The sequence below is a fragment of the Pseudomonas paraglycinae genome, assembly GCF_021601625.1.
Classification (GTDB): domain Bacteria; phylum Pseudomonadota; class Gammaproteobacteria; order Pseudomonadales; family Pseudomonadaceae; genus Aquipseudomonas; species Aquipseudomonas paraglycinae.
Genome location: NZ_BQHR01000021.1, coordinates 62,452 through 81,711 on the forward strand (window position 1 = coordinate 62,452; position 19,260 = coordinate 81,711).

The following is a 19,260-nucleotide window of genomic DNA, read 5'->3' on the forward strand; positions in this document are numbered from 1 at the left end:
AAATGAAAACGCCCCGACTTAGGTCGGGGCGTTTTTGTTTGTGCGCGATTTGTCTCAGCGGGGGGTGGCGGCTTGTGCCGTTCGCAGTTCGTGCTTGTTGCCACGGAACAGCACCAGCGTAGCGATCAGGCCCAATACGGCTGCGCCACTGAGCCAGATCCCCGGTGCCGCCTTGTTGTCCAGCACATGGATCAGGTAAGTGCAGGCCGCCGGCGTAAAGCCACCGAAGGTTGCGGTCGCCAGGCTGTAGGCCAGCGAGAAACCGGTCGTACGAACTTCCACCGGCATGATCTCGGTGAGGGCAACCACCATCGCCCCGTTGTACGAGCCGTACAGGAACGACAGCCACAACTCGACGATCAGCAAGTGGCTGAAGCTCGGGTTCGCCACCAGCCACGACAGTGCCGGGTAAGCGGTCAGGATCGCCAGAATCGTCGCCGCCAACAGTAGGGGTTTACGTCCAACCTTGTCGGACACCGCGCCCATCACCGGCAGCCAGAAGAAGTTCGACAGACCGATGCACACGGTCACCAGCAACGCATCGAAGTCCGACAGGTGCAGTTCCGCCTTGCCGAACGTCGGGGTGTAGGCGGTGATAAGGTAGAACGACACCGTCGTCATGACCACCAGCGCCATGCCGGCGATGACGATGCCAAAGTTCTGACCGATCGAACGGACGATTTCCTGCAGGGTAGGGCGATGTTTGCGCGCCTGGAACTCCGGGGTTTCCTCCAGCGAGCGGCGGATGACGAAGATCACCGGGACGATCATGCAGCCGATCAGGAACGGCACGCGCCAGCCCCATTCTCCCATCTGTTCCGGGCTCAGCCAGTGGTTGAGGCCGACACCGAGCAGCCCGGCGAATACCACCGCCGCTTGCTGGCTGGCTGACTGCCAACTGACGAAAAAGCCCTTGCGGCCGGGCGTGGCGATTTCCGCCAGATACACCGACACACCGCCCAATTCCACGCCGGCCGAGAAGCCTTGCAGCAATCGGCCGAACAGCACGATCAACGGCGCGGCAACCCCAAGGGTGGCGTAGCCCGGCACGCAGGCAATCAGCACGGTGCCGGCCGCCATCAGGGCCAACGTGATGATCAGGCCCTGGCGGCGGCCGTGACGGTCGATGTAGGCGCCGAGAAAAATCGCCCCCAACGGACGCATCAGGAAGCCGGCGCCGAAAGTGGCCAGGGAAAGCATCAGGGACGCGAAGGCGCTGTCGGTGGGAAAGAAGGTCTTGGCAATGGCCGTGGCGTAGAAGCCGTAGACCATGAAGTCGAACATCTCGAGAAAGTTGCCGCTGACAACGCGAAAAATCGCCTTGCCTTTGCCGGTCGTGGAGGACATGGGTAGGTACTCACTCTAAATCTTGTAAGAAAGCGTTGCGCTCGTAGCCCATAATGGCCGGCGCGGTTTTGCGGGGAGATGAAGAATTGTTAACTGGACGGTGGGGAATTCTCGTGCTGCTGGGCTGGGTTTTGGCCGGCTGTGGCAACGGCGATTCCCTTGAGACTTTCGGTGGCCCGACGATGGGCAGCACCTATTCGATCAAGTACGTGCGCCACGCCAATCTGCCTGCCCCGCAGGAGGTGCGTGTCGAAGTGGAAAAAATCCTCGCGGACGTCGACCGGCAAATGTCGACTTACCGCGCAGACACCGACATCTCGCGCTTCAATGCATTGCCGGCTGATCGCTGTCAGATCATGCCCGCACCGATCCTTGAATTGATCCACGTGGGCGAGCAGCTGTCGCAACAAAGCGAAGGCTCCTACGACCTCACGGTTGAGCCGCTGATGAATCTATGGGGATTCGGCCCGCAAGGGCGTGAAGAAAAAGTCCCGGATGCGGCGGCGCTGGCCGAAGTGCGGCAGCGGGTCGGCCATCAGCACCTGCGCATCGACGGCGATCGCTTGTGCAAGGACGCGGCGGTCGAGGTGGATTTCAACAGCATCGCCGCCGGTTACGCGGTCGACACCATTGCCACGCGGCTCGAGGCCCTGGGCATTCATGATTACCTTGCCGAAGCCACCGGCGAGCTCAAGGCGTCCGGAAAAAAGCTTGATGGTTCGCCATGGCGTATCGCTCTGGAAGAACCGCGTGACGATCAGCAGGTGGCAGAGCGAGTCATCAATGTCGATGGCTATGGCCTGTCCACGTCCGGCGACTACCGCAACTATTTTCAGCAAGATGGCCGGCGCTATTCCCACACCTTCGATGCCCGGACCGGTGCGCCGGTCCTACACGATCTGGCGTCGGTCACGGTAATTCATCCTTCAGCGCTGATGGCCGATGGACTATCGACGCTGTTGCTGATTCTCGGGCCTGAAAGGGCCTGGGACTATGCGGAAAAACACGACATTGGTGCATTCTTTGTGATTCGTGCCGATACAGGTTTCGTCACACGCACCAGTCACGCTTTCGAACGGCTCAGTGGCGCAAAAGTTGACTGAGAACAGTACGAAAGCTGGCGTTGTAGTGCAGGCAAAAGTAGCCTACGACGCGACCAAGGGTTAATGTGCGCGGCGTTGACGCTTCTATAGACTGTGTCCGGGTTTTCTACTGGCCCCCAATTGTTCCTTCGCGCCGTCGTTCGGCGTGATTTAGCCGCCGGTGCTGCTGGCACCGCGGCCTGTTCTGAGGAGTACGCATGGCTGTCTACAACTACGACGTGGTGGTGCTGGGTTCCGGCCCGGCGGGAGAAGGCGCGGCAATGAACGCCGCCAAAGCAGGGCGCAAGGTGGCGATGGTCGACAGCCGTCGCCAGGTCGGCGGCAACTGCACCCACCTGGGCACCATCCCGTCCAAGGCCCTGCGTCACTCGGTGCGGCAGATCATGCAGTTCAACACCAACCCGATGTTCCGTGCGATCGGCGAGCCGCGCTGGTTCTCCTTCCCGGACGTGTTGAAAAGCGCCGAGAAAGTCATTTCCAAACAAGTCGCTTCGCGTACCGGCTACTACGCCCGTAACCGCGTCGACGTGTTCTTCGGTACCGGCAGCTTCGCCGACGAGCAAACCATCGAAGTGGTCTGCGCCAACGGCGTGGTCGAGAAACTGGTGGCCAAGCACATCATCATCGCCACCGGTTCGCGTCCTTATCGCCCGGCGGACATCGATTTCCACCACCCGCGTATCTACGATAGCGACACCATCCTCAGCCTCGGCCACACCCCGCGCAAACTGATCGTTTACGGCGCCGGCGTGATCGGCTGTGAATACGCTTCGATCTTCAGCGGTCTGGGTGTGCTGGTCGAACTGGTGGACAACCGCGGTCAGCTGCTGAGCTTCCTCGACTCGGAAATCTCCCAGGCGTTGAGCTACCACTTCAGCAACAACAACATCACCGTGCGTCACAACGAAGAGTATGACCGCGTCGAAGGCGTGGACAACGGCGTGATCCTGCACCTGAAGTCCGGCAAGAAGATCAAGGCCGACGCCTTGCTCTGGTGCAACGGCCGTACCGGTAACACCGACCAGCTGGGTCTGGAAAACATCGGGGTCAAGGTCAACAGCCGTGGTCAGATCGAAGTCGACGAGAACTACCGCACCTGCGTGCAGAACATCTATGGCGCCGGTGACGTGATCGGCTGGCCGAGCCTGGCCAGTGCCGCCCACGACCAGGGCCGTTCGGCCGCCGGCAGCATCGTCGACAATGGCAGCTGGCGTTTCGTGAATGACGTGCCGACCGGCATCTACACCATTCCGGAGATCAGCTCGATCGGCAAGAACGAGCAGGAGCTGACCCAGGCCAAAGTGCCGTACGAAGTGGGCAAGGCGTTCTTCAAGAGCATGGCGCGTGCACAGATCGCCGGCGAGCCGCAAGGCATGCTGAAGATCCTGTTCCACCGTGAAACCCTGGAAGTGCTGGGCGTTCACTGCTTCGGTTATCAGGCGTCGGAGATCGTGCACATCGGTCAGGCGATCATGAACCAGCCGGGCGAACTGAATACCCTGAAGTACTTCGTCAACACGACGTTCAACTACCCGACCATGGCCGAAGCCTATCGGGTAGCGGCGTACGACGGCCTCAATCGGCTTTTTTGACGGGCTCCGGCCGGTGGCCTGAGCCGGCCGGGGAGACCGATTTCAGCAATTCCCGAGGGTGGCAGTGGCCAAACCGGGAAAGTCTGTAATCAGGCTGTCAACGCCGAAGTCGGCGAGTCTGCGCATCAGCGCAGGCTCGTTGACGGTCCACACCGACACATGCAGCCCCTGACGCTGCGCCTTTTGCAGGCGTTCCGGCGTACACAGCGTCCAGTTCAACGCCAGAATCTCGCAACCGTAACTTTGCGCGACCTTCAATGGGTCGAGCCAGGCATATTCGGCCACCAGGCCGCGTGACACGTCGGGCACCAGATCCAGCGCAGCCTTCAATACTTCCCGCGAACTCGAGGTGATTGTCACCTTGTCGAGCAGCCCGTGTCTGACCGCCATTTCACGGATCGCCAGCACGGTGGTCGCGGCGCGGGTGCGCGAAGCGCTTTTGACTTCCAGCTGCCAGTGCTCGAAATCGCACTTTTCGAACAGTTCTTCCAGGGTCGGAATCGGGCATGGCTTGATCCAGCCCGGGCCGCCCTTGCGCGCGTCGTAGGTCACAAGATCGGCGGCGGTGTGCTCGACCACCTTGCCGCGCCGGTCGGTGGTGCGCTTGAGGGTCGGGTCGTGGATGACCATCAGCTCGCCGTCCTTGGACAGGTGCAGGTCCAGCTCGCAGCGGCGCACGCCGTGCTTGAGACATTCCTGAAAACTGCTCAGGGTGTTTTCCGGTGCTTCGCCCTTGGCGCCGCGGTGGCCGTAGATAAGGGTCACGGTTCTTCCTTAATTTAGATGCCTGATTCGTTCTGTTCGCGGGCCAGACGTCGTTCCTGGGCCTGCTTCTGCAAGATATAGCGGGCGAGCAACTGGCGCTGGGCGTCGGTCAGGTGTTCGAACTCGGTGCCGACGTCGTAGCCGTCGCCCTTGCGGTCGCAATGGGTGACGCGTGCGCGCAGCAACAGGCCAAGCGCCTGGGGCATCAGCACCAGTTTCACCGACAGGTGGGCGCCGGTGGCGATCGGGGTCGGGTGCTGGAAGTCGATGCCGCCCTCGGAAATGATCACCGGTTGCGGCTCGCCGATATGGCCGAGCACGCTCAGGGCGACCACCTGGCTGAGCAGGTCGATGCGTTTGTTCTGGGATTTCAGGAACGCCGCGATGGCGCGGTCGCGTTCGCTGATCTGGCGCAGCAGGTGCTGCGACTCGAATTCGCTCAGGTGCAATTCGCTGAGCAGGTTGAACAGTGGAGAAGCATCCTGCAACACTTCCTGGCCTGCGGCTTCGGGAGCGGACAGGGGCCGAATTTCCAGTGCGATCGTGTCCTCGATACGGTAGTATTCGCGGCGATCTTCTTCATCTAATGTCGACATGGCGAACCCATGGTAGCGGCGGTGGTCTGAGTGTAAAGCTGGTTATCGACCCCCGCCACAAGGACGTTCCTTTTCCCTCCGAACAAGCCCCGACATGTTCAGACCTCTCTTCGTATTTATCGGCACGCGTTATACCCGTGCAAAGCGTCGCAATCATTTTGTGTCATTCATTTCCCTGACTTCGATGATCGGGCTCGCCCTTGGCGTGGTCGTGATGATCGTGGTGCTGTCGGTGATGAACGGCTTCGATCATGAGATGCGCACCCGCGTGCTGGGCATGGTGCCCCACGCGACCATCGAGTCCGGTGAAGCCATCAACGACTGGCCGAGCCTGGCCGCCAAGGTCAAGCAGAACCCGCAGGTGGCGGCCGTTGCGCCGTTTACCCAGATGCAGGGATTGCTGACCAACAACGGCCAGGTGTCCAAGGTGTTGCTCAATGCCATCGATCCGGCGCTGGAACGCAACGTCTCGATCATCGACAACTTCATGAAGCAGGGCAAACTCGACGATCTGACGCCGGGCAGCTTCGGCATCGTGATCGGCGACAAGGCCGCGACCAAGCTCGGCGTGGGCCTCGGTGACAAGATCACCTTCGTCGCGCCGGAGGTCAGCGTGACCCCGGCCGGGATGTTCCCGCGCATGAAACGCTTCACCGTGGTCGGCATCTTCCATGTCGGCGCCGGTGAACTCGACGGTTACCTGGGCGTCACCAACCTGCAGGATCTGGCGAAGATGCACCGCTGGAAGCCTGATCAGGTACAGGGCCTGCGCCTGAAGTTCGACGATCTGTTCCAGGCGCCGCGTGAGGCGTGGAACATCGCTCAACGCCTCGGCGAAGACCGTTACTACGCCCGCGACTGGACCCGTACCCACGGCAATCTGTATCAGGCGATCCGCATGGAAAAAGCCATGATTGGCCTGTTGTTGCTGCTGATCGTCGCCGTTGCCGCGTTCAACATCATTTCCACGCTGGTGATGGTGGTGAACGACAAGAAGGGCGACATCGCCATTCTGCGCACACTGGGCGCCACGCCGGGCACGATCATGCGCACGTTCATGGTGCAGGGCACGGTGATCGGCGTGGTCGGCACGGCCATCGGCGCCGTGGTCGGGATCTTCGCCGCGCTCAACGTCAGCGCCGCGATTTCGGCCCTCGAAGGCGTGATCGGACACAAATTCCTCAACGCCGACGTGTATTTCATCGATTACCTGCCGTCGCAGGTGCAGAGCCAGGACGTGGTCATGGTCTGCGCCGCTGCGTTGGTCCTGAGTTTCCTCGCCACCCTGTATCCAGCCTGGCGTGCCGCGCGCACCCAGCCGGCGGAGGCGCTACGTTATGAGTGAGTCGGGCATGAGTGAAAAAGCAATCTTGAGCTGCCGCAACCTGGGCAAATCCTACGAGGAAGGCCCGGAGTCGGTGGAAGTGCTGGCCAACCTGCAACTGGAACTGCATCCAGGCGAGCGGGTGGCGATCGTCGGCAAATCCGGTTCGGGCAAAAGTACCTTGCTCAACCTGTTGGGCGGTCTCGACACGCCGACCAAGGGCAGTGTCTGGCTCGACGGTGAAGAACTCTCGGCGCTGAGCGAGAAGAAGCGTGGCCTGCTGCGTAACCGCGCCCTCGGGTTCGTGTACCAGTTCCATCACCTGCTGCCGGAATTCACCGCTCTGGAAAACGTCTGCATGCCTCTGCTGATCGGCAAGACCGCGATCCCGGAAGCGCGTCAGCGTGCCACGGCGTTGCTGGAGCGAGTGGGGCTGGGCCATCGCCTGGAACACAAGCCGGCGGAACTGTCCGGTGGCGAACGTCAGCGCGTGGCCATCGCCCGTGCGCTGGTGAACAATCCAGGGCTGGTGATGCTCGACGAGCCGACCGGCAACCTCGACTCCCACACCGCCGAAGGCATTCAGGATCTGATGCTGGAACTCAGCACTTCGATGCGCACGGCGTTTCTGGTGGTGACTCACGACATGAACCTGGCTCGCCAGATGGACCGCGTCCTGCAATTGCAGGAAGGTTGCCTGACCCCCATCTGACGGCTTGAAACCCGGTGCCTGAAAAGGCATCGGGTCTTTTATTTTTATACGGTGCCCCAGCGAATGTTCAGACCGTTATCGATCTTTATCGGCACGCGCTATACCCGCGCCAAGCGCCGCAATCGCTTTGTTTCGTTCATATCGATGACCTCGATGATCGGCCTCGCCCTCGGCGTGCTGGCGATGATCGTGGTGCTGTCGGTGATGAACGGCTTCCAGCGCGAAATGAGCTCGCGCATCCTCGGCATGGTGCCTCACGCGACCATCGTCGGCGTCAAGCCGATCGACGACTGGCAGCCAGTGGCCGCCGCTGCGATGAAGAACCCGGAAGTGACCGCCGCCGTGCCGTTCACCGAGATGGAAGGCATGCTGTCCTACAAGGGCATGATGCAGCCGATCCAGATCAGCGGCGTCGACCCGGCTCAGGAAGGCAAGGTGTCGATCGTTGCCCAGCACATTGTTCAGGGCCGTCTCGATGCCTTGAAGCCTGGTGAATTCGGCGTAGTGCTGGGTGAAATCACTGCCCGGCGTTTCCGCCTCAACGTCGGCGACAAGATTACCCTGATCGTGCCGGAAGTCAGCACCGCACCGGGCGGCATCACCCCGCGCATGCAGCGCCTGAACGTGGTCGGCGTGTTCAAGGTCGGTGCCGAACTCGACGGTTCCATGGGCCTGATCCACGTCTCCGACGCCGCGACCATGCAGCACTGGGAGCCGAATCAGGTGCAGAGCGTGCGTCTGGCGGTGAAGGATCTGTACGCCGCGCCGAAGGTTTCGTCGGACATCGCCAGCGGCCTCGGCGCCGACTTCAAGGCTGACGACTGGACCCACACCCAGGGCAGCCTGTTCAGCGCGATGAAGATGGAAAAAACCATGATCGGCCTGTTGCTGCTGATGATCGTCGCGGTGGCGGCGTTCAACATCATCGCGACCCTGATCATGGTGGTAAACGACAAGGGCGCGGACATCGCGATCCTGCGCACTATCGGCGCCACACCACGGCAGATCATGGCGATCTTCATGGTGCAGGGCACGGTGATCGGCATCGTCGGCACCATCATCGGTGGCGTGCTGGGCGTGATTGCTGCGCTGAATGTCAGTGAGATGGTGGGCTGGGTCGAGCGAGTGACCGGGCAGCACATCTTCAGTTCGGACGTTTATTTCGTCAGCAACCTGCCATCGGAATTGCAGGGCGGCGACGTGCTGTTGATCTGCTCGGCGGGCTTCATCCTCAGCTTCCTGGCCACCGTTTACCCGGCCTGGCGAGCGGCGAAGATCGAACCGGCGCACGCGTTGCGCTATTCGTAAGTTCACGCGATGCTCGTTCCCACGCTCCGCGTGGGAATGCATCAACGGACGCTCCGCGTTCGGCTCTTAAGGGGCGCAGAGCGCCCCGGGCTGCATTCCCACGCAGAGCGTGGGAACGATCAGCTTCGAGGCAACTCAATCACAAACCGCGTCCAGCCCTGAGCCGATTCGCAATGAATCTGCCCGCCATGGGCCCGGATGATCGACTGAGTAATCGCCAGCCCCAATCCCGCATGCTCGCTGCTGCCTTCCTGGCGCGCCGGATCCGCCCGGTAGAAGCGGTCGAACAAGCGCGGCAGCAACTCAGCAGAAATCCCTTCGCCACTGTTCTCCACCGTCACGCTCAAGGATTTCGCCTGCTCGGCTACCCGCACGCGTACTTCGCCGTTAGCAGGGGTAAAGCGCAACGCGTTATCCAGCAGGTTCGACAGCGCCCGGCGCAACATCGCGCGATCACCCGCAAACCGCCCATAACCGTCACGGCTCAGGCTGACCTGAGCGTCTTCGGCCAGCGGCGCAAAAAACTCCAGCAACGCATCGGCTTCTTCCGCCAGCTCCAGCGGTTCACGCTTGGGTACCAGCAAGCCGTGGTCGGCCTTGGCCAGATAAAGCATGTCGTTGACCAGTTGCGCCATCCATTGCAGCTCTTCGAGGTTGCTGTGCAGCGCTTCGCGATAGTCTTCGAGGGGGCGAGGGCGGGTGAGAGTGACCTGCGTGTGGGTCAGCAGGTTCGACAATGGGGTGCGCAGCTCATGGGCGATGTCGGCGGAGAACGCTGACAGTCGCTGAAAGGAGTCATCGAGGCGTCCGAGCATGGCGTTGAAGCTGTGGGCCAGTTCCGCGAGTTCTGCGGGCATCCGCGCTTCCGGCAGTCGGGCATTCAGCGATTGCGCCGAAATCCCACGGGCCACCGCACTCATGCGGCGTAACGGGCGAAGACCACTGCGGGCCGCCCAGGCGCCGAGCAGCGCGGTGGCCAGCGCCGACAGGCCGACGGTCAGCCAGATCAGATGCTGCATGCGTTGCAGGAAGTGCTGGTGGTGGGTGATGTCCAGCAGCAAGGTCAATTGCGGGGAATCCGGTTTTTCCGGTTCAAGCGCGGCGTTGAGCAGGCGATAGTCGGTGCCGTTGTCGCTGATGGTGGCCAGACCGGGTTGCTGCGGCAGATTCGCCGGCGTATGCAACGAACGGCCGAACCAGCGTTGTCCCTCAGGGCTGCTGATGCGCAGCGAGACATCGCCCTGTTGGCTCAACTCATCGGTGATGTGCGCGGCGTCGCTACCACTCAGCAGTGTCTGACGTACGCTGAGCAGTTTTCCTTCGAGCAGTTGCTGGTCGAGCTCGATGAAGTGACCCTCGCTGGCCCGATTGAAAACGACCCCGGCGACCAGCGAAACCACGGCGGTGCAGCCGGCGAACAAAAGCGCCAGCCGACCGCTCAAGGACAGTCGGCGCATCAGTCGGCACGCTCTTCAAGGACGTAACCCATGCCGCGTACGGTGTGAATCAGCTTGTGGGGGAAGTCGTCATCAATCTTCAGACGCAGTCGACGAATCGCCACTTCGATCACATTGGTGTCGCTGTCGAAGTTCATGTCCCAGACCTGCGAGGCGATCAGCGATTTGGGCAGCACTTCGCCCTGGCGGCGCAAAAGCATTTCCAGCAGAGCGAACTCTTTGGCGGTGAGGTCGATGCGTTGACCGCTGCGTTCGACCCGGCGGCGGATCAGGTCCAGGCTCAGATCGGCCAGGCGCAGACTGGTTTCCTGGGGCGTGGAACTGCCGCGGCGCAACAGGCTGCGCACCCGCGCCAGCAATTCGGAGAAGGCGAACGGTTTGACCAGGTAGTCGTCGGCGCCCAGTTCGAGGCCGTGAACCCGGTCTTCAACGGTGTCCTTGGCGGTCAAAAACAGGATCGGCGTTTCCAGACCGGCGCTGCGCACCGCTTGCAGAATCTGCCAGCCATTGCGACCGGGCAGCATCACGTCGAGGATCAGCAGCGCATAGTCGCCGCTCAACGCCAATTGCTGGCCGGTGGTGCCGTCGGCCACCAGTTCGGTGTTGAAACCGGCCTCGGTCAGGCCCTGGCGCAGGTACTGGCCGGTTTTGGGTTGGTCTTCGACGATGAGCAGTTTCATGGGCGACTCGGGTTGCGGGAACGAGGACGTTATACCGTGGGCTCACGCGGTGCGCGCCAACCTGACAAAGTTGTAATCTCCCTGTCAGGTCGCTGCCAGCGCAGGCGGGCTAGAGTTTCCCACAGGCTGAACCTTGATTTGTTGGAGTACGACTATGTTTTTGCGCAATCGTCTGGCCCTTGCCGCGTGTCTGCTGGCGCTCAGTTCGCCGCTGTGGGCATCGCCGGCGCACACCTATGACTTCGGCCAGCCGGCTCCGGCGGCCAAGGCCACCCGCAGCATCGAAGTGGTGATGGGCGACATGAGCTTTGATCCGAAGGCGATCGAGATCAAGGCCGGTGAGACCGTTCGTTTCGTGCTGGTGAATAAAGGCCAGTTGCTGCACGAATTCAACCTCGGCGACGCGGCGATGCATGCAAAACATCAGCAGGAAATGTTACAGATGCAGCAAAGCGGCATGCTCACGCCGACCGGCATGAAGGAAATGTCCCACGACATGGCGGGCATGGATCACAGCTCGATGGGCCACGGCATGAAGCATGACGACCCCAACAGCGTGCTGGTGGAGCCGGGCAAGACCGCCGAGTTGACCTGGACCTTCAGCAAAGCGGTAAACCTGGAATTTGCCTGCAACATTCCCGGGCATTACCAGGCCGGAATGGTCGGCAAACTGACAGTCAGTCAGTAAGCACTCAAAGGCGGGAGCAAAGGCTGGTAGAATCCGCTGATTCTTCAGTCAGGTTTCCGCCATGCATCCCGCAGCCGAACATTCGCCGCTGGGCAAATCCAGCGAATACATCGCCACGTACACGCCGTCCCTGCTGTTCCCGATCCCGCGCACCGCGAAATGGGCCGAGCTGGGCCTGACCGCCGAAACCCTGCCGTATAAAGGCGTGGATTTCTGGAACTGCTTCGAACTGTCGTGGCTGCTGCCGTCGGGCAAACCGGTGGTGGCGATCGGTGAATTCAGCATTCCGGCGGATTCGCCGAACATCATTGAATCCAAGTCGTTCAAGCTCTACCTGAACTCGCTGAACCAGACGCCTTTCGCCGACATCGCGAGCCTTGAAGCGACGCTGGTCAAGGACTTGTCCGCTGCTGCCGGCAAACCGGTGGGCGTGCGGGTTCGCAGCCTGAAAGACGTCGAAGCCGAAGGCGTTGTCGCGCTGCCGGGCGTGTGCATCGACGATCTGGATATCAGCGTCAGCAACTACGAACACCCGCGTCCTGAACTGCTGCGCTGCGACGATTCGCGGGTGGTGGAGGAGAGCGTGCACAGCCATCTGCTCAAATCCAACTGCCCGGTGACCAGTCAGCCCGACTGGGGCAGCGTGGTGGTGGAATACCGTGGCGCGGCGCTGGATCACGCCAGCCTGCTGGAGTACATCGTCAGCTTCCGTCAGCACTCGGACTTCCACGAGCAGTGCGTGGAGCGGATCTTCCTCGACCTGCAGCGCCTTTTGAAACCGGAAAAACTCGCGGTGTTCGCGCGTTATGTGCGCCGGGGCGGGCTGGACATCAACCCTTATCGCAGCACTGAAAGCGTGCAACTGCCGAACCATCGTCTGGTTCGTCAGTAACCCGCATCGCGGACATGAAAAAGCCCTGCCAGTGATGGCAGGGCTTTTTTGCATTCGCGGGTTTCAGATGCCCATGCTGACCAGGGAATTCATGATGTTGCGCAGTGTGCCGGCGATGGTGGGGTGATCAACTTCAAAGCGCTCAACGGCAAGGTTTACGCCATCGGCAATGTTGGAGTCCTTGGTTTTGGTTTCCAGTTCAAGTTCCAGTTCGATCTGTTCCATCAGGGCATGTAGATCAGCGCGCTCGGCTTCGGTCAGCGGAGGATTTTGATCCAGTTGCTCGCGCAGGGCATTGAGCTGTTTCTGCAGTTCTTGAGCGGGCATGGTTGTTTCCTTTTATCGAGAGGCACTGGCATAGACCGCAGCCGTGCGCCAAAGGTCTATGTCTCTCCTTAAGACTAATCCACTCTTGGCCAACCTGCATGATCCCGGTCAGGGCTTTTCGCCTTTGAGACGGCGCAGGCTGATGTCCGCCAGACAAGTGTCGAGTTCGCCCAGATGATCGATCACCGAGTGCACGCCGAGGCCGAACAGCTGCACCGTCGCCTTGCCGCGCAGCTGTTCGCGCTCCTTCTGGCTCAGGGCTTGCCATTCGCCCGGCGCCAGGCCGCACAGCGAGCCGCACGACGCCAGGCCAATGGTCCAAAGCCCCGCGTTCAGACCCGATTGCAGCAGGCGCGGTTCGCCGCTGACCAGCACGCAACCGTCGAGGCGATCGACATTCAAGCCCATCAACGCTTGCCAGCAGGCATCGGGCGCCGGCCACGGATTGATTGTTGCCGAATGTTGCGACGGTTTGATCCAGTCAGGTAGCGCCGATGAGAGTACCTGAGTGCAGGCCGTGGACAGCTCATCAAGCCAGGCGCAGGGGATTTGCTGGCGTTGCAGGCTGCGCAGGCTGTCGAGGGCGCCGGGTGTGACGTCGGCGTGTTCCGGGCCGACGCTGGTGTGATGACGAGCGCGAGCGCCGAAGTCCACCAGACAACCACTGAGTCCGAACAGCACGGCGGTCAGCGTCGGTGCCGCGAGGGGCAAGGCTTCGGCTTGAGGCATGGAAAACGTCCCTGAAATAGCGATCAGGCTAGGCAATGTCGGTGACAGTTGCATGACAGGCCAATGACGAAGCGTCCTACAGTGGGTTTCACCGGGGGAACTGCCTAAAGCGCCGTTTCCGTCTTATACTGACGCACTAATCGCCGCGGCCCAGGTGCTGCGTCCGTACTATCCAAGGAGTTTTCTATGCGCTGGAGCCATCCTCTTGCTCAGCTTTGTGTATGTGCCAGCGTGATGCTGGTGCCGTTCGCCGCGCAGGCCGCAACGGAAGAAGACCCTTGGGAAAGCGTCAACCGTCCGATCTTCCAGTTCAACGATTTCGTCGACACCTATGCGCTGAAGCCTCTGGCGCAGGGGTACGAATTTGTTACTCCGCAATTCCTGGAAGACGGCATCCACAACATGTTCCGCAACGTCGGTGATGTCACCAACCTGGCGAACAACATTCTTCAGGCCAAACCGGCCGCCGCTGGCGTCGACACCGCTCGCCTGATCTTCAACACCACTTTCGGCCTGCTCGGTTTCTTCGATGTCGGCACCAAAATGGGCCTGAACCGCAGCGACGAAGACTTCGGCCAGACCCTCGGCTATTGGGGCGTCGGCAGCGGCCCTTACGTGATGCTGCCGCTGATGGGCCCGAGCACCCTGCGCGACGCGCCGTCCAAGTACGTCGACAGCTTCACCGGCCCGTACCGCTACATCAACGATGTGCCGGTACGTAACTCGATTTTCGGCCTGAACATCGTCGACACCCGCGCCAGCCTGCTGTCGAGCGAGAAGCTGATCAGCGGCGACAAGTACACCTTCATCCGCAACGCCTACCTGCAGAACCGCGAGTTCAAGGTCAAGGACGGGCAGGTCGAAGACGATTTCTGATCTCGATTGATCGGTACAAAAGGGCGACCGCGAGGTCGCCTTTTTTGTGGGCGCGTCCAATGATTGGGTTACGGTTGAAGCCGTTCTTATAACTGCGAGTGATTTGACAAACAAAGTCTCCAAGCGACCATCGGCGCATGCTTGAAACGCTCGAAGGATGGGAGTACCGTCTGCGCCTTAGAAGGGCACCTCTGGTGCAACCGTGTGCGGGGCAAACGCTCCGAAGCGGTGCAGCAGAGAGGCTAGAAAGCGAATCCAGTAGTCTGCGCCGGGCCGTTGCCCCGCCTGCTACGCCAACCTAATTCTGGCGCCGTTTGCCCACATGCCAAAAACCAGTGCCACGCTGCTGATAATCGATGATGACGAAGTAGTGCGCGCGAGCCTCGCGGCCTATTTGGAAGACAGTGGTTTCAGCGTCTTGCAGGCCAGTAACGGCCAGCAGGGTCTTCAGGTATTCGAGCAAGACACGCCCGACTTGGTCATCTGCGATCTGCGCATGCCGCAGATGGGCGGTCTCGAACTCATCCGTCAGGTCACTGAGCGGTCACCGCAGACTCCGGTGATCGTTGTCTCGGGCGCCGGCGTGATGAACGACGCGGTCGAGGCCCTGCGCCTGGGCGCGGCGGACTACCTGATCAAGCCTCTCGAAGATCTGGCCGTGCTCGAGCACTCCGTGCGCCGGGCCCTGGATCGTGCGCGTCTGCTGCTGGAAAACCAGCGCTATCGCGAGAAACTGGAAAAGGCCAACCGCGAACTCGAAGCCAGCCTGAACCTGCTCCAGGAAGACCAGAACGCCGGTCGCCAGGTGCAGATGAACATGCTGCCGGAAAGTCCATGGGCCATCGACGAATTCAGGTTTGCGCACCAGATCATCCCGTCGCTGTACCTGTCGGGTGATTTTGTCGACTACTTCCGGGTCGACGAGCGCCGGGTAGCGTTCTATCTGGCGGATGTATCGGGTCATGGCGCCTCTTCGGCGTTCGTCACCGTGCTGCTGAAGTTCATGACTACGCGCCTGCTGTTCGAATCCAAGCGCAACGGCACGCTGCCGGAATTCAAGCCTTCGGAAGTCCTCGGTCATATCAACCGGGGGCTGATCAGTTGTAAGCTGGGTAAACACGTCACAATGGTCGGTGGAGTCATCGACGAGGAGACCGGTTTGTTGACCTATAGCATCGGCGGCCATCTGCCGTTGCCTGTGTTGTACACGCCTGACAGTGTTCGCTACCTCGAGGGGCGCGGTCTGCCCGTGGGGCTTTTCAATGAAGCCACCTACGAAGACCACGTGCTCGAACTGCCACCGACGTTCAGCCTGACGCTGATGTCTGATGGCATTCTGGATCTTTTGCCAGAGCCCACACTCAAAGAGAAAGAAGCCGCTTTACCGCAAAAGGTAAAGTCGGCGGGCGGCAGCCTGGATGGTCTGCGGCAGGTTTTTGGATTGGCCACGCTAGGGGAGATGCCGGATGATATCGCCCTGTTGGTGTTGAGCAGGAATCTTTGATGAGTACCGGTAGAATCCAGTTCGCCGAGCAGGACGGCACCTTCGTCCTGAAGTTCGTCGGTGAAGTTCGCCTGACCCTGTGTTCGGCGTTGGATGCGACTATTGAAAAAATCTTCACCGCGCTGAATTTCAACGCGATCGTGATCGATTTGACCGAAACCCGCAGCATCGACAGCACCACCTTGGGCCTGTTGGCCAAGCTGTCGATCCTGTCGCGGCAGAAGGTCGGCTTGCTGCCGACCGTGGTCACCACCCACGAGGACATCACCCGTCTGTTGCAGTCGATGGGTTTCGAGCAGGTGTTCAATATCGTCAACCATCCCGTGCCGTGCCCGGAATGCCTCGATGACCTGCCGGATCAGGATCAGTCGGAAGAGGTGGTGCGGATCAAGGTGCTCGAAGCGCACAAGATCCTCATGGGCCTGAACGACTCCAACCGCGAAGCCTTCCATGACCTGGTGAATGCCCTCGAACGGCACTGATCAGCCAGAACGCGAGGCACAAAAAAGGGCGAACCTGTGAGGGTTCGCCCTTTTTGCATTTGCGCTCGGCCGATTACAGCTTGGCTTGCAGCAGCGCCTCGAGTTTTTCCTGGTCACGGGCAAACTGACGGATGCCTTCGGCCAGTTTCTCGGTGGCCATCGCGTCTTCGTTGGACAACCAGCGGAATTGCGCTTCGTTGAGGCTCAGGCGCGCTTCGCCGGCATGGCCCGGAGCGAGTTTGCGTTCCAGCTTACCGGTGTCGGCTGCCAGCTTGTCGATCAGGTCCGGGCTGATGGTCAGGCGGTCGCAGCCGGCCAGTTGCTCGATCTGGTTGAGGTTGCGGAAGCTCGCGCCCATGACCACGGTCTTGTAGTCATTGGCCTTGTAGTAGTTGTAGATGCGCGTCACGGACTGCACGCCCGGATCGTCGGCACCGGTGTAGTCGTTGCCGTTGGCCTTCTTGTACCAGTCGTAGATGCGGCCCACGAACGGCGAGATCAGGAACACGCCGGCATCGGCGCAGGCAGCGGCCTGAGCGAAGGAGAACAGCAGGGTCAGGTTGGTCTGGATGCCTTCCTTCTCGAGGATCTCGGCGGCGCGGATGCCTTCCCAGGTCGAGGCGATCTTGATCAGCACGCGGTCACGGCCGACGCCGGCCTTGTCGTACAGTTCGATCAGGCGGTGGGCGCGTTTGAGCACTGCGTCCTTGTCGAACGACAGGCGCGCATCCACTTCGGTGGAAATGCGGCCCGGAATGACCTTGAGGATTTCCTGACCGACTGCGACGCCGAAACGGTCGCTGGCCAGGCCGACATCGCCCTTGCAGTCGCGCACGCTGGCGTTCAGCAGTTCGGCGTAGGCCGGAATCGCGGCTGCCTTGAGCAGCAGGGAAGGGTTGGTGGTGGCGTCGACCGGTTTGACCCGGGCAATCGCTTCGAAGTCGCCGGTGTCGGCCACGACGGTGGTGAACTGTTTGAGTTGTTCCAGCTTGGAAGTCATGAGCGTGCTCTGTCCTATGGGTCTGGTGACATTACCCGAGCGCCGACAGCCACTCAAGGGCATGTCGGCGTATCGAGCGCCCCGGTGGCAACAACCTGAAAACGGCTGTTTGAAAGGCGGGGCGCGTTATCGATCAATACGATGCCAAAAAGAACCACAGGTTCAAAGCAACCGACCCGCTGTACGGCTTAATCGGCGTTCAAATGCGTCGAGACCGCCGCCTGTGCCGGTTTCGGCTGGCCATCGGAGGTCAGCAGGCCGAAATTCTTCTCCCGGTCGTTGCTCCCCGACTCGCTGTTCTTCCATTCATAAATCGACGTCAGCGGAATGTTGAGTTTTTTAACATCCGCGATGAACGCAGAGATTTTACTGGCTTGCCCTTCCGGCCCACCGTTTGAAGCGAGCGCCGAGATGCCCCATTCACTGATGACGCCCGGCAGACGGAAGTTTTGCTGAATGAAGTTCTGCGCGTTAATGATCTGTGTCGCGGTCATGCCGTAGGGGTGGTAGGAAATGGCGTCCAGGCACTCAGGATAGGTGCCGAGAATGCTGTTGAGTGCCACGGTCGAGGCGGAACCGGCCGTCGGCGGGCGGGCAAAACCGAAGCCTACCAGAGGCGTCGATTGCGGTTTGCCCTGCAGCGTCTTGCACATGGCCGTCATGAACGGCACGAAGGTGTTTTTGAAGTCTCCGGTGGGCCAGTAGGTGTCGAGATCCGGCTCGTTCCAGATTTCGATCCCCACCAGTTGTGTGCTCCATACTTGCTCAAGCCCGCTCACCGCGTTGGCGAACGCTTCACCGGCGGTTGTCAGGTCGCCGGTCAACGGCTTGGTGGCGCGCACAGTCATCAAGACCGGCAAGCCGGCGGACCTCGCCGCCGCGAACGCATCGCTGATCTGTTTCTGATAGGCCTTGGCGCCGAGGCTGTCGCTCCACACGCCGAAGCGCACGAAACTGAATCCCGCCGCCTTGATCTGCTCGGCGTCGGCCGGGGTGAAGTTCTGGATCTTGACCTGAACGCCGATGGTTCTGGCGGGCAGTGACGGGAACAACGTGCTGGCGTGAACCTGCGCGGTAGCACTGAGCATCAACAGGGCGGCGGCACCAAGATGTTTGAGATGTGCTGATTTCATGTCTGCTCTCCTGATGAGAATGACATCTAGCCAATTGTTATCTCGTTGCCTGTATTTCGATGACGAAGAGGGCGCGAAGTGCACGAATGTTATTTTTTGTCGGAAAACTTTCGCCCGAAAATCACAGTTATTTTTAGTCCGGTAATTCTGGTTGGGGGACTTTTAGAGGCCGTGGTACTTAATGCATCGGTATTAAGGGTGAATCTATTTCCGAGTGAGGGAAGGTCTTGCGGGTTCATTCGAATGTGCAAGGCATGTTGGCCGATTGACATTACACGGGAAAGTAAACCTTGTTCAAAAAGATTCTTGTCGTTTGCGTAGGCAATATCTGCCGAAGTCCGACAGCGGAACTTCTGTTGCGCAAAGCACTGACGCCTTCGGCGATCAGCGTGACCTCCGCAGGCCTGTCTGCACGGGTCGGCGAAGGCATGGAGTCGACCGCGCGCCAGGTGCTGGAAGACCGCGGACACAGTGCCGAAGGGTTCACGGCGCGGCAACTGACAGCGGACATCGTCAATGAATCAGACCTGATTCTGGTCATGGAAAAACAACATGTTAATCAAGTACTGAAGATTGCCTCTCACGCCAGGGGCAAAGTGTTTCTGCTGGGCAAGTGGCAGAGCGAACGAGAAATACAGGACCCGTATCGTCAGGGGCAAGCCGCTTTTATTCATGCCCATGCATTGATTGAAGATGCTGTTAGCTCATGGGCGCAACGCCTGGCGCGTTGATGAATATTCTTCAG

The 19,260-nt window shown here is 60.5% G+C and carries 20 protein-coding genes; 11 read left to right on the forward strand and 9 right to left on the reverse strand.

Going from position 1 to position 19,260, the window contains the following annotated elements:
* Positions 1-54 precede the first annotated feature (54 nt).
* Complete coding sequence (gene tcuC, locus L6D82_RS25025; RefSeq protein ID WP_236191863.1) at positions 55-1,347, reverse strand: MFS transporter; 1,293 nt, start codon at positions 1,345-1,347, stop codon at positions 55-57.
* 53 nt (positions 1,348-1,400) lie between these two features.
* On the opposite strand from tcuC, the gene L6D82_RS25030 reads away from it, so the two are divergent.
* A complete protein-coding gene (locus L6D82_RS25030) occupies positions 1,401-2,450 on the forward strand; it encodes an FAD:protein FMN transferase (RefSeq protein ID WP_236191864.1) in 1,050 nt (349 codons plus the stop codon).
* A gap of 197 nt (positions 2,451-2,647) precedes the next feature.
* Positions 2,648-4,042, forward strand: coding sequence for a Si-specific NAD(P)(+) transhydrogenase (gene sthA, locus L6D82_RS25035; RefSeq protein WP_007953019.1), 1,395 nt, complete (start codon positions 2,648-2,650; stop codon positions 4,040-4,042).
* A gap of 42 nt (positions 4,043-4,084) precedes the next feature.
* On the opposite strand, the gene L6D82_RS25040 is transcribed toward sthA, so the two are convergent.
* Together L6D82_RS25040 and L6D82_RS25045 are read right to left on the reverse strand one after the other, a co-directional pair.
* A complete protein-coding gene (locus tag L6D82_RS25040; protein WP_007953017.1) occupies positions 4,085-4,807 on the reverse strand; it encodes a glycerophosphodiester phosphodiesterase in 723 nt (240 codons plus the stop codon).
* 14 nt (positions 4,808-4,821) lie between these two features.
* Positions 4,822-5,403 (reverse strand): PilZ domain-containing protein, encoded by a 582-nt coding sequence (locus L6D82_RS25045; RefSeq protein ID WP_236191865.1) that lies wholly within the window; start codon positions 5,401-5,403, stop codon positions 4,822-4,824.
* A 94-nt stretch (positions 5,404-5,497) separates the two neighbouring features.
* Between L6D82_RS25045 and L6D82_RS25050 the strand changes: the two genes are divergently transcribed.
* The 3 genes from L6D82_RS25050 (at position 5,498) to L6D82_RS25060 (ending at position 8,747) form a co-directional block, all read left to right on the forward strand.
* Complete coding sequence (locus L6D82_RS25050; protein WP_039772786.1) at positions 5,498-6,748, forward strand: lipoprotein-releasing ABC transporter permease subunit; 1,251 nt, start codon at positions 5,498-5,500, stop codon at positions 6,746-6,748.
* 7 nt (positions 6,749-6,755) lie between these two features.
* Entirely contained in the window at positions 6,756-7,439 is a 684-nt protein-coding gene (gene lolD, locus L6D82_RS25055) for a lipoprotein-releasing ABC transporter ATP-binding protein LolD (protein WP_167443782.1), read from the forward strand.
* A 63-nt stretch (positions 7,440-7,502) separates the two neighbouring features.
* Positions 7,503-8,747: a lipoprotein-releasing ABC transporter permease subunit gene (locus L6D82_RS25060; protein ID WP_011335181.1), complete on the forward strand. Its 1,245-nt coding sequence runs from the start codon at positions 7,503-7,505 to the stop codon at positions 8,745-8,747.
* Between the two features lie 119 nt (positions 8,748-8,866).
* On the opposite strand, the gene L6D82_RS25065 is transcribed toward L6D82_RS25060, so the two are convergent.
* The gene (locus L6D82_RS25065; protein WP_102688109.1) at positions 8,867-10,204 is read right to left on the reverse strand and encodes a heavy metal sensor histidine kinase; all 1,338 of its coding nucleotides are present in this window, start codon (positions 10,202-10,204) and stop codon (positions 8,867-8,869) included.
* Positions 10,204-10,884, reverse strand: a complete 681-nt coding sequence (locus L6D82_RS25070; RefSeq protein ID WP_007951608.1) for a heavy metal response regulator transcription factor — start codon at positions 10,882-10,884, stop codon at positions 10,204-10,206. The genes L6D82_RS25065 and L6D82_RS25070 overlap by 1 nt, the downstream gene beginning before the upstream one ends.
* Positions 10,885-11,038: 154 nt before the next feature.
* Here L6D82_RS25070 and copI point away from each other — a divergent pair, with 154 nt between their 5' ends.
* Together copI and queF are read left to right on the forward strand one after the other, a co-directional pair.
* Positions 11,039-11,572, forward strand: a complete 534-nt coding sequence (copI, locus tag L6D82_RS25075; RefSeq protein ID WP_102688110.1) for a copper-resistant cuproprotein CopI — start codon at positions 11,039-11,041, stop codon at positions 11,570-11,572.
* A 61-nt stretch (positions 11,573-11,633) separates the two neighbouring features.
* A complete protein-coding gene (gene queF / locus L6D82_RS25080; RefSeq protein WP_236191866.1) occupies positions 11,634-12,464 on the forward strand; it encodes an NADPH-dependent 7-cyano-7-deazaguanine reductase QueF in 831 nt (276 codons plus the stop codon).
* A gap of 63 nt (positions 12,465-12,527) precedes the next feature.
* Here the strand turns inward: queF and L6D82_RS25085 are convergent, their stop codons facing one another.
* Together L6D82_RS25085 and L6D82_RS25090 are read right to left on the reverse strand one after the other, a co-directional pair.
* Positions 12,528-12,791: a DUF4404 family protein gene (locus L6D82_RS25085; protein WP_039772780.1), complete on the reverse strand. Its 264-nt coding sequence runs from the start codon at positions 12,789-12,791 to the stop codon at positions 12,528-12,530.
* Between the two features lie 108 nt (positions 12,792-12,899).
* Positions 12,900-13,520: an HAD superfamily inactivated hydrolase PcrP gene (locus L6D82_RS25090; RefSeq protein ID WP_102718173.1), complete on the reverse strand. Its 621-nt coding sequence runs from the start codon at positions 13,518-13,520 to the stop codon at positions 12,900-12,902.
* Between the two features lie 186 nt (positions 13,521-13,706).
* Between L6D82_RS25090 and L6D82_RS25095 the strand changes: the two genes are divergently transcribed.
* The 3 genes from L6D82_RS25095 (at position 13,707) to rssC (ending at position 16,382) form a co-directional block, all read left to right on the forward strand.
* A complete protein-coding gene (locus L6D82_RS25095) occupies positions 13,707-14,396 on the forward strand; it encodes an MlaA family lipoprotein (RefSeq protein ID WP_011335174.1) in 690 nt (229 codons plus the stop codon).
* Positions 14,397-14,718: 322 nt separating this feature from the next.
* Entirely contained in the window at positions 14,719-15,900 is a 1,182-nt protein-coding gene (gene rssB / locus L6D82_RS25100) for a two-component system response regulator RssB (protein WP_041475374.1), read from the forward strand.
* Positions 15,900-16,382 (forward strand): anti-sigma factor antagonist RssC, encoded by a 483-nt coding sequence (gene rssC, locus L6D82_RS25105; RefSeq protein WP_003226553.1) that lies wholly within the window; start codon positions 15,900-15,902, stop codon positions 16,380-16,382. The genes rssB and rssC overlap by 1 nt, the downstream gene beginning before the upstream one ends.
* A gap of 73 nt (positions 16,383-16,455) precedes the next feature.
* On the opposite strand, the gene tal is transcribed toward rssC, so the two are convergent.
* Together tal and L6D82_RS25115 are read right to left on the reverse strand one after the other, a co-directional pair.
* A complete protein-coding gene (gene tal / locus L6D82_RS25110) occupies positions 16,456-17,382 on the reverse strand; it encodes a transaldolase (protein WP_236191867.1) in 927 nt (308 codons plus the stop codon).
* Between the two features lie 188 nt (positions 17,383-17,570).
* The gene (locus L6D82_RS25115; RefSeq protein ID WP_236191868.1) at positions 17,571-18,515 is read right to left on the reverse strand and encodes a glycosyl hydrolase family 5; all 945 of its coding nucleotides are present in this window, start codon (positions 18,513-18,515) and stop codon (positions 17,571-17,573) included.
* Positions 18,516-18,805: 290 nt separating this feature from the next.
* Here L6D82_RS25115 and L6D82_RS25120 point away from each other — a divergent pair, with 290 nt between their 5' ends.
* Complete coding sequence (locus tag L6D82_RS25120) at positions 18,806-19,246, forward strand: low molecular weight protein-tyrosine-phosphatase (protein WP_102718175.1); 441 nt, start codon at positions 18,806-18,808, stop codon at positions 19,244-19,246.
* Positions 19,247-19,260 lie beyond the last annotated feature (14 nt).